Source organism: Algoriphagus sp. UBA3586 (assembly GCF_002376385.1).
Lineage (GTDB): Bacteria > Bacteroidota > Bacteroidia > Cytophagales > Cyclobacteriaceae > Algoriphagus > Algoriphagus ornithinivorans.
In genome coordinates this window covers 110,362-116,929 of the sequence record NZ_DFMT01000034.1, presented here as the reverse complement: position 1 = coordinate 116,929, position 6,568 = coordinate 110,362, and the positions used below count along the sequence as shown (strand labels likewise).

At 38.2% G+C, this 6,568-nt stretch carries 9 protein-coding genes; all 9 read left to right on the top strand.

What is annotated here, in order from left to right:
• Positions 1–142 precede the first annotated feature (142 nt).
• Positions 143–1,141: a DUF2971 domain-containing protein gene (locus B2906_RS13390; RefSeq protein WP_103923797.1), complete on the top strand. Its 999-nt coding sequence runs from the start codon at positions 143–145 to the stop codon at positions 1,139–1,141.
• Between the two features lie 370 nt (positions 1,142–1,511).
• Entirely contained in the window at positions 1,512–1,778 is a 267-nt protein-coding gene (locus B2906_RS13385) for an ArsR/SmtB family transcription factor (protein WP_160111209.1), read from the top strand.
• A 96-nt stretch (positions 1,779–1,874) separates the two neighbouring features.
• Positions 1,875–2,744, top strand: coding sequence for an SDR family oxidoreductase (locus tag B2906_RS13380; protein WP_014773254.1), 870 nt, complete (start codon positions 1,875–1,877; stop codon positions 2,742–2,744).
• A gap of 45 nt (positions 2,745–2,789) precedes the next feature.
• Positions 2,790–3,551, top strand: coding sequence for an SDR family NAD(P)-dependent oxidoreductase (locus tag B2906_RS13375; RefSeq protein WP_144605546.1), 762 nt, complete (start codon positions 2,790–2,792; stop codon positions 3,549–3,551).
• 83 nt (positions 3,552–3,634) lie between these two features.
• Positions 3,635–3,988, top strand: coding sequence for a nuclear transport factor 2 family protein (locus tag B2906_RS13370; RefSeq protein WP_014773255.1), 354 nt, complete (start codon positions 3,635–3,637; stop codon positions 3,986–3,988).
• The gene (locus B2906_RS13365) at positions 3,960–4,445 is read left to right on the top strand and encodes a hypothetical protein (RefSeq protein ID WP_014773256.1); all 486 of its coding nucleotides are present in this window, start codon (positions 3,960–3,962) and stop codon (positions 4,443–4,445) included. The genes B2906_RS13370 and B2906_RS13365 overlap by 29 nt, the downstream gene beginning before the upstream one ends.
• Positions 4,446–4,556: 111 nt before the next feature.
• Complete coding sequence (locus B2906_RS13360) at positions 4,557–4,934, top strand: DoxX family protein (RefSeq protein ID WP_014773257.1); 378 nt, start codon at positions 4,557–4,559, stop codon at positions 4,932–4,934.
• Complete coding sequence (locus tag B2906_RS13355) at positions 4,934–5,599, top strand: NAD(P)-dependent oxidoreductase (protein WP_014773258.1); 666 nt, start codon at positions 4,934–4,936, stop codon at positions 5,597–5,599. The genes B2906_RS13360 and B2906_RS13355 overlap by 1 nt, the downstream gene beginning before the upstream one ends.
• A gap of 84 nt (positions 5,600–5,683) precedes the next feature.
• Entirely contained in the window at positions 5,684–6,565 is an 882-nt protein-coding gene (locus B2906_RS13350) for a dioxygenase (protein WP_014773259.1), read from the top strand.
• Positions 6,566–6,568: the final 3 nt, after the last annotated feature.

Genomic DNA, 6,568 nt, shown 5'->3' with positions numbered 1-6,568 from the left:
ATTGATGCGGATACACATAAAAATAAATAATAAAAAACTTGTAACACCACCTATGCCGCTCCACTTAGGGATAATACTCATAGCCAAAAGTTGTGCTGCATACAAGGATAGCTGACTGAAAAATTATTACCACTGCAGGAAATTGAAGATTCTCTATAAATATCGCCCACTTTCAGAATTTCTTTTTAAGGAACTTTACTATCAAGAGTTGTACTTCGCTTCCTACTTCGAATTGAATGACCCGCTTGATTTGTCGGCTCGGATTGAATTTAGTTGTGAGAAATCCGAGCAAGTAGAATATCTGATTTATTTTCTTTTTAAGTCAACCCTATCGCTCAATGATGCCTTAACTGACAAAAAAAGGAAGAACGACAAAAACCTACTTGCATTCAATGACAACAGAACAAAGGTTGCAGAATTTCAGCAAACGGTTTTTGAATATATAAACCAGCTAAAAGATGAAAAAGAAAGAGTTTGGGATATTGATATTAAAAGCATTATTGATTCCGCATCAAAGAAACACAATCTAGAATTCCAATTTGATTCAGAGAATTTCAAAAGCGTACTTAAACGTATATCGTCAAAATTTCTTGAAAATAGTTATGCTACTTGCTTTTCAGAAAGCAATGATGATTTTTTAATGTGGTCGCACTATTCCAGCAAGCATTCAGGAATCTGTTTAGAGTTTGCGTTAGAAAATTCAGGTCTTTTCCCTTACATCGGGAAAGCTCGAAGGAAATTAGATTGCAAAAAATACAAAGAAAGACTATCCAAATGGGATTTAGAAACCCACGTGTATTGGGACAGAATTAAAAAAGTTAATTATGAGAGCGAACAGCCGTTTATAAATTTTTTCGAGTTTTCACAAGTTTTTGAAAATGAACACGATTGTGATTTGATAGGTCTTTCAAAACCTTGGACACATCATTTTGCTCATCAATTAGAATGGGTTTTCTCTACCAAAACTGCACCGTGGAAATATGAAAAGGAATGGAGAGCGATTCATATAAACTTTGGAAATCCCCAAGAACCAGAAGAAAGAATCCGACATTATCCACTTGAAAGTCTGAAAGCTATCTATTTTGGTATGCGAACTCCAGAAAACGTAAAGAAGAGAATCTTTCACATTTTTGATAAGTAAGCAAAAGAACTACAATACTTTGAATGTAAACCGACAAACGGGAAAGACCTAGAATTTATTGAATGGGAATATTATGAATAATATGCCAACGCATGGAGAGAAAAAGAAACGGCCCGACCCTTCGCATTTTTAAGAAGAGTTGTCATCCGAATTGCCCCAAGCATTTGGCACATGCCATAGCCGCGCCAGACTATAAATAGTAGGCAGTGTGAATTCGAGATAGGTCAGTAATATCATCCATACCCTAAGTATATTATACTTATAAAGTTCAGCCTGGCCAGCAATAAAGCACCTTATTTTATTCGCTATTAGTTTTGGTCAACAGTAAAATTCTTTACAAAACATTATCTTTACAAAAAACAAAATGACAATGGATTTGCTCAAAATATCAAAAGCACTGGCTGATGCCACGCGGTTCAAAATTCTAAAGATACTCATGGCAAAAGGAGAAATCAGTTGCAGTGAATTGGAAGGCCACTTTACGCTTTCTCAACCTACCATTTCACACCACTCTAAAATACTGTTTGATTGCGGACTTATCCATGCAAAAAAGGATGGACAACATTCGCTTTTATCGGTAAATAAGAAGTTGTTAGAAAAATACCTCACATCCCTTAAAGAAGAATTGGTCAAGTAATTTTTTTTATTCAATATATAGATATATTTCAATATATCTTTTAATTTTGATTAAGTTTGTGAAAACATCTACCAACTAATTTAAAAACAAAAAATTATGATATTAATTACAGGAGCCAACGGGCATTTAGGGGCGGCCACTATCGAATCTTTATTGAAAAAAAATCCTAAAACCCCAATTAGGGCATTGGTAAGAACCGAAGAAAAAGGAGCTCCATTCAAAAAAAAAGGAGTGGATATTGCCATAGGAGATTACTTTAATTATGATTCATTGCTTGCGGCTATGCGGGGGGTAGATGTCCTTTTACTGGTTTCATCAAGTTCCATAACCGGACGTTATGAGCAGCATTCTAATGCCATAAAAGCGGCAAAAGAGAGTGGCATAAAGCATATCGTTTACACCAGTGTGCTGAAATCTTCCCCTGATTCCAAATTCAGTGGAGGTATGGATCACGTAAAAACAGAAGCAGAGATTAAAGCATCAGGAATTCCTTATACCATTATGGGAAATACCTATTATGCTGATTTTCTACCGATGTTGTTAGGAGATTTTACCAATACAGGAGCTATTTATTACAGTGCTGGTGATGCAAGGGTAAATTTTGCGTCACGAAATGATATGGCAGAGGCCAATGCAGTTGTACTTTCCAACCCTTCTGCCCATCAGAATAAAGTGTATAATATCACCGCATTAAAAGCATATACCTTTACAGAGATAGCTGTTATGCTTTCGGATATTGTAAATGCCCCTGTAAACTATGTAGATATTCCACTGGAAGATTTGAAAAAGGGCATGCTGCAACATGGTTTGCCGGAAAATGTTACGGGTATGATGGCAAGTATTGCCGAGACCATGAAAGCCGGGGAGTTTGATTATGCCGATGATACATTAAAGAAATTAATTGGTCATCCTCCTCTTGATTTAAAGGATTTTCTAAAAAGTGTATATGGCACAAAATCCTTGTAGGATAAATAAAACCTTAAATAGTAGAAATTCATAAATGAAACCAATATGGGAAAATTAGAAAACAAAGTTGCAATCATTACAGGTGGTGCCGGCAGTATCGGCCTGATTACCGCCAAACTTTTTTTACAAAACGGTGCGAAAATAATGCTTGTTGACGTAAATGAGGATTCGTTGAAAAATGCTGCAACAGAATTACAATCACCAAATGTTGATTATTGCGTAGCAGATGTTACCCAAAGTTCTGATGTTGAAAAATATGCACAGAAAACAGTAGATAAATTTGGCAAAATAGATGTGTTCTTCAATAATGCAGGGATCGAAGGGGTGGTAAAGCCAATTACAGAATACCCGGAGGAAAATTTTGATAAAGTTATTGCTGTCAATGTGAAAGGGGTTTGGTTGGGCATGAAGCATGTGTTACCAAGAATGAATGACGGAGGAAGTGTTATCATTACATCTTCCGTAGCAGGGCTTATTGGCATCTCAGGAATGACCGCCTATAATGCAAGTAAACACGCCACCATTGGTATTATGCGAGCCACAGCACAGGAGGCTGCCCCACGAAAAATCAGGGTAAATACAGTTAATCCGGGGACCGTTGATAACCGGATGATGCGTTCTCTGGAAGAAGGAATGGCTCCAGGACATGCAGAGGCAATAAAAGCGGAATTTATAAAAGGTATTCCCTTGGGAAGGTATGTTCAGCCCGAAGAAGTAGCCAATGTAGTTTTGTATTTAGCTTCTGACGATAGCCAATTTATAACTGCAACCATTAATGTGGTAGATGGAGGAATGGCGGCATATTAGATTCTCTGTTTATTCAACATCGGCACTTACATAGTTATCTGCTCTAAAACCGAATTTATTTATACACGAAAAAATATCAAACCATGAACATCAAAGAAAAAATCGAAGACCTAATCAAGCTAATGCTGTCGGGCAAACAAATGGATGCTTTTGAAAAGTATTATCATGAAGATGTAGTAATGCAGGAAAACTCCAAACCCCCAATGGTTGGCAAATCAGCCAACAGGGAAAGGGAAATTCAAGGGATGCAGATGATTGAAACGTTTCACGGAGCAGAAGTAAAAGCAGTTGCCGTGGGCGACAATGTGACTATGGTAGAATGGGAATTTGATGTCACCTACAAAGGCGCGCCCCGCATGAAAATGTGCCAGGTGGCCGTGCAAAAATGGAAGGACGGCCAAATTATTCATGAACGTTTTTATTATTCAACTAACTAAAATCAAAACAAGAGCAATTTCACTCGATCAAGCCATTGCCTTTATGTCATCGTTTAATGAAAATAATGGAAGCAACCCTTCCAATGAAAAATATATTCCCGGAACCTGCAATATGGGGAGAGAGGAAATCAAAAGGCGAAAAGCAAGTGGATGGACAGGGTTGGTACTAACGGTAATTACCATTTCTCTCTTATTATGGTTCAGTGCACCTCACTGGATGCGACTTGTAGTTTTCATTCCGGCAGTAATGGGAGCAACAGGATTCATACAGGCGTACAATAAGTTCTGCGTGTATTTCGGATTTGGGCACATGTTCAATTTAGGAGAGGTGGGGAAAACAGATACCATCGATCAAAAAGAATTCAGGGTGAAAGACAGAGCAAGAGCCTGGCAATTGCTTGCCTATGCTTTTGGTACAGGATTGATTATTACTGTAATCGTTTATCTCCTGCCCTGATTTTGATCGGATATAAACCAGGTAAGTGAACTACTTGGCAGTTCTTGCTTGAGCATCATGCTTAAGTATAGAATTTATGGAAATGAAATTCATTTAGTAAACAAAACCATCATGGAAAAGCAAACAAAGAGTAAAACAAGAAAAATTGCCGCATGGGTGATAATTGGACTAGTGGGTGCGTTGGTTATTATGAGCGCCACCATGAAACTGACACACGCTGAAGAATTGGTAACTAATTTCACTAAATGGGGATTGATTGATAACCTCACGTTTATAGGAATTGGCGAATTGATTTTCATCATTTTATTTATTATTCCCAGAACATCCTCCCTTGGGTTTCTTTTGTTAACCGCCCACTTTGGTGGAGCCATTGCCACTCATCTACAACATGAGGAATCGTTTATAATGCCTGCCATTATTTTGACTGTGATCTGGATTGGTAATTACCTGCGCAATCCCGAAATGCTGGCAAGTTTTACGAAAAAATAATGGACATAAAAGCAATAGCCGTATTAGGCGCCAATGGCCGAACTGGAATTGAAATTGTAAAACAAGCCCTGGAAAAAGGTTGGGTTGTAAAAGCATTGGTTCGCGACAAACAAAAAATCAAACTTGCAAATCCCAATCTACAAGTCATTGAAGGAAATCCTATGCGTATAGATGATGTGAGGAAAGTTATCAAGGAAACACATGCCATCTTTGTTGCGCTCAACATTGGAAGGAAATCTGACCTGCCTTGGGCAAAAGTGACTTCGCCACTTGATTTATTGTATACAAGTATGAAAAATATAATTTTCGCAATGAATGAAAACGGTGTAAAGCGGGTGATAACTGTTTCAGCCTGGGGAACAGGCGATAGCTACAAAGAAACAAATTGGATATTTAAATTTCTTATCAAAAAGACCAACGTTGGTGTAGCCTACGCAGGTCATGAAGATCAGGAAAGAGTACTTCGTACAAGCGGACTGAAATGGACATCTGTTCGACCGGTTGGCCTTAGCAGCAGTGAAAAGCAGAAGCAAGTTCGGGTAAGCATTAAAGGCGATAAAAAACTAAACATGACCATCAGCCGAAAAGATGTTGCCCGCTTTATGCTGGACATTGTTGATGATGAAAAGTATTACCAGCAAGAACTTTCTATTTCATCAGAATGACTTTATCCGGTAGCGGAGTAACGTGCGTCCGATTTAAATTCCCTTTTGAATTGTAAAATGAACCGATCAGACTTTATAAAAATAATGGGAGCAGCAACAATAGGTTTTGGGACTTCAAATGTAAAGAGCTGGGCCAATTCGATAACCGGCTTACCCGAACAGGAAGTAACCCTTCCGGTTCTTTTTACTTCGCACGGAAACCCAATGGACATACACCTTCCTCATAAAGCGAATCCTTTTTTAACTTATCTTTTTGATTTAGGTGTTGACTTACGAAAAAAATATCCAAAAGAAATTAAAGCCATATTGGTAGTATCAGCACACTGGTGTACCAAAGGCACATACGTAAATGTTTCTCCGTGGCCGGAAACGATTTACGATTTTTACGGTTTCCCTCCCGAATATTACACTATAAAATACATGGCTCCAGGTGCTCCGGAATTTGCCAAAAATGTAGCAGAAGCCATCCCTGCAATTAGAACTACAACCGAATGGGGTTTCGATCATGGCAATTGGCCCATGCTTCGTCATCTTTTCCCAGATGCCAATGTACCGGTTTTTCAGATGAGCATTGATTATTATCAATCTCCTCAATACCACTATGAGTTAGCAGTTCAACTGAAGAAATTAAGAACGAAGGGTGTTTTGATTATCGGCAGCGGTTCCGTTGTTCATAATCTTCAATTGGCAAGTTCCAGACTTTTCAAAGGCGATAAAACCTTGTATGGATGGGATAAGGAATTTGATGAATGGATAAAACAGAGAGTGGTGGACCGCGACATAAAAAGTTTGATGAATTATGAAAAAACAAAATTTGGAAAAATGGCTGCCCCGACTCCCGATCATTATGTGCCGCTAATTTATTCTATGGCTATGCTGAATACCAACGATACTATAGAGCACACCTATGAAAGTCTTTTGCCTGCATTTAGCGACCGTAGTTTCATCATTGAATCAACCCATTAAACA

What these genes read in the sequence shown, in the direction of transcription:
- B2906_RS13385 (WP_160111209.1), top strand. Translation starts at nt 1,512, where the DNA reads ATGGATTTGCTCAAAATATCAAAAGCACTGGCTGATGCCACGCGGTTC.
- B2906_RS13380 (WP_014773254.1), top strand. Translation starts at nt 1,875, where the DNA reads ATGATATTAATTACAGGAGCCAACGGGCATTTAGGGGCGGCCACTATC.
- B2906_RS13375 (WP_144605546.1), top strand. Translation starts at nt 2,790, where the DNA reads ATGGGAAAATTAGAAAACAAAGTTGCAATCATTACAGGTGGTGCCGGC.
- B2906_RS13370 (WP_014773255.1), top strand. Translation starts at nt 3,635, where the DNA reads ATGAACATCAAAGAAAAAATCGAAGACCTAATCAAGCTAATGCTGTCG.
- B2906_RS13365 (WP_014773256.1), top strand. Translation starts at nt 3,960, where the DNA reads ATGAACGTTTTTATTATTCAACTAACTAAAATCAAAACAAGAGCAATT.
- B2906_RS13360 (WP_014773257.1), top strand. Translation starts at nt 4,557, where the DNA reads ATGGAAAAGCAAACAAAGAGTAAAACAAGAAAAATTGCCGCATGGGTG.
- B2906_RS13355 (WP_014773258.1), top strand. Translation starts at nt 4,934, where the DNA reads ATGGACATAAAAGCAATAGCCGTATTAGGCGCCAATGGCCGAACTGGA.
- B2906_RS13350 (WP_014773259.1), top strand. Translation starts at nt 5,684, where the DNA reads ATGGGAGCAGCAACAATAGGTTTTGGGACTTCAAATGTAAAGAGCTGG.